The 2,191-nt window shown below is 69.7% G+C and carries 2 protein-coding genes and 1 tRNA gene; 2 read left to right on the forward strand and 1 reads right to left on the reverse strand.

All coding sequences use genetic code 11. The annotated features are described in order from the left end of the window. Positions 1-61: 61 nt before the first annotated feature. A tRNA-Leu gene (locus tag ACWC94_RS24280) sits at positions 62-146 on the reverse strand. Positions 147-361: 215 nt separating this feature from the next. On the opposite strand from ACWC94_RS24280, the gene ACWC94_RS24285 reads away from it, so the two are divergent. Both ACWC94_RS24285 and chpH read left to right on the forward strand, forming a co-directional pair. Next, on the forward strand, positions 362-1,687 hold the full coding sequence (locus ACWC94_RS24285; protein WP_450799007.1) for a M20/M25/M40 family metallo-hydrolase: 1,326 nt from the start codon (positions 362-364) through the stop codon (positions 1,685-1,687). Positions 1,688-1,833: 146 nt separating this feature from the next. Then, on the forward strand, positions 1,834-2,067 hold the full coding sequence (gene chpH, locus ACWC94_RS24290) for a chaplin ChpH (RefSeq protein ID WP_031162172.1): 234 nt from the start codon (positions 1,834-1,836) through the stop codon (positions 2,065-2,067). Positions 2,068-2,191: the final 124 nt, after the last annotated feature.

A 2,191-nucleotide genomic window follows, 5' to 3' on the forward strand; every position in this document is an offset into this window, starting at 1 on the left:
CTGGTCGGGCACGGCTGGGGGGCCCCGACGGGGGGGCGGGGGCCCCACTGCGTATCTCCAGTGTCCGAGGGGGGACTTGAACCCCCACGCCCGATAAAGGGCACTAGCACCTCAAGCTAGCGCGTCTGCCATTCCGCCACCCGGACAAGGTGTCTGTCGTGCGGGGGAGCCCTTTCGGCGGGGTTTCCCTCGCGGCGACGAAGGAAACATTACCAGGCTTTCGGGGGTGGCTGATCACCCCCGGCCCCGCGGCCGGTCGCGCGTGAACGGCGTGTGACGGGCCGGGACCGGTCTTGGGCCGGGGGCGGGGGAGAGGGAGGATGAGGAGGACCACCAGCAGCGACAGCGCGGGAGGAAGCACGTGAGCGAGACGGACACGGCCAGGGGCGTCACCGGCGAGGACGAGGTCGTGGACCTCTGCCGCGAGCTGATCCGGTTCGACACCAGCAACTACGGCGACCACTCCGGCCCCGGCGAGCGGCAGGCCGCCGAGTGGGTCGCCGAGAAGCTCGCCGAGGTCGGACTCGAGCCGCAGATCTTCGAGTCGCACCCGGGCCGCGCCTCGACGGTGGCCCGCATCGAGGGGGAGGACCCGTCCCGGCCCGCGCTGCTGATCCACGGCCACCTGGACGTCGTACCGGCCAACGCCGGCGACTGGACCCACCACCCGTTCTCCGGCGAGGTGGCCGACGGGTGCGTGTGGGGGCGCGGCGCCGTCGACATGAAGGACATGGACGCCATGACCCTCGCGGTCGTGCGCGACCGGCTCAGGAGCGGGCGGCGGCCCCCGCGGGACATCGTGGTGGCCTTCCTCGCCGACGAGGAGGCGGGTGGCACGTACGGCGCCCGCCACCTGGTCGACCGCCACCCCGAGCTGTTCGAGGGCGTCACCGAGGCGATCAGCGAGGTCGGCGGCTTCTCCTTCACCGTGGACGAGCAGCGTCGGCTCTACCTGATCCAGACGGCCGAGAAGGGCATGCACTGGATGAAGCTGACCGTGGCGGGCACCGCCGGGCACGGCTCGATGATCCACCGGGACAACGCCATCACCGAGCTGTCCGAGGCCGTCGCCCGGGTCGGCCGCCACACGTTCCCGGTGCGGGTCACCAAGACCACCCGGGCCTTCCTCGACGAACTGGGCGACGCGCTCGGCACCGAGCTGGACCCGGAGGACATGGAGTCCACCCTCGCCAAGCTCGGCGGCATCGCCAAGCTGATCGGCGCGACGCTGAGCAACACCGCCAACCCCACCCAGCTGAACGCCGGCTACAAGGTCAACGTCATCCCGGGCGAGGCCACCGCGCACATCGACGGACGGTTCCTGCCGGGCTACGAGGAGGAGTTCCTCGCCGACCTCGACCGGCTGCTCGGACCGAACGTGCGCCGCGAGGACGTGCACGCCGACAAGGCCGTCGAGACCGGCTTCGACGGAGCGCTGGTGGAGGCCATGCAGTCCGCGCTGCTGGCCGAGGACCCCACGGCCAAGGCGATCCCGTACATGCTCTCCGGCGGCACCGACGCCAAGTCCTTCGACGACCTCGGTATCCGCGGCTTCGGCTTCGCCCCGCTGAAGCTGCCGCCGGAGCTGGACTTCGCCGGCATGTTCCACGGCGTGGACGAGCGGGTGCCGGTGGACGGGCTGCGGTTCGGAGTGCGCGTGCTGGACCGGTTCATCGACGCGTCGTGAGGTCCTGGGCCGAGGTAATCGGCCGCCCGTACGAGATCGACTGGAACGGGTGAATGCGACGATCGGTTCGTAGCTTCATTAGTTCCTCCTCGTTACAGGTGATGTGACTCCGCGCCTTGGAGTCGTATTGCCAACAAGGAGGAATAATGATCAAGAAGGTCGTCGCTGCTGCGGCTGCCACCGGTGGGCTGGTTCTCGCGGGCGCGGGCCTCGCCGTCGCAGACTCCGGAGCCCAGGGTGCCGCGGTGCACTCGCCGGGCGTCGTCTCCGGCAACGTCATTCAGGTGCCCGTGCACGTCCCGGTGAACGTCTGTGGCAACACGGTCAACGTGATCGGGCTCCTGAACCCCGCCTTCGGCAACACCTGCGTCAACAAGTGACGACGGCCTCCTGAGGGGGGCGTCTTTTTCGAGCCGTCGGCCCCGGACCAGGACAAGACCGAGGAAGTCGCCCAGGAGATCGACCAGTTCCAGGGCACCACGGCGACCGAGGTGATGAAGGACC

The organism is Streptomyces sp. NPDC001135 (assembly GCF_053598395.1).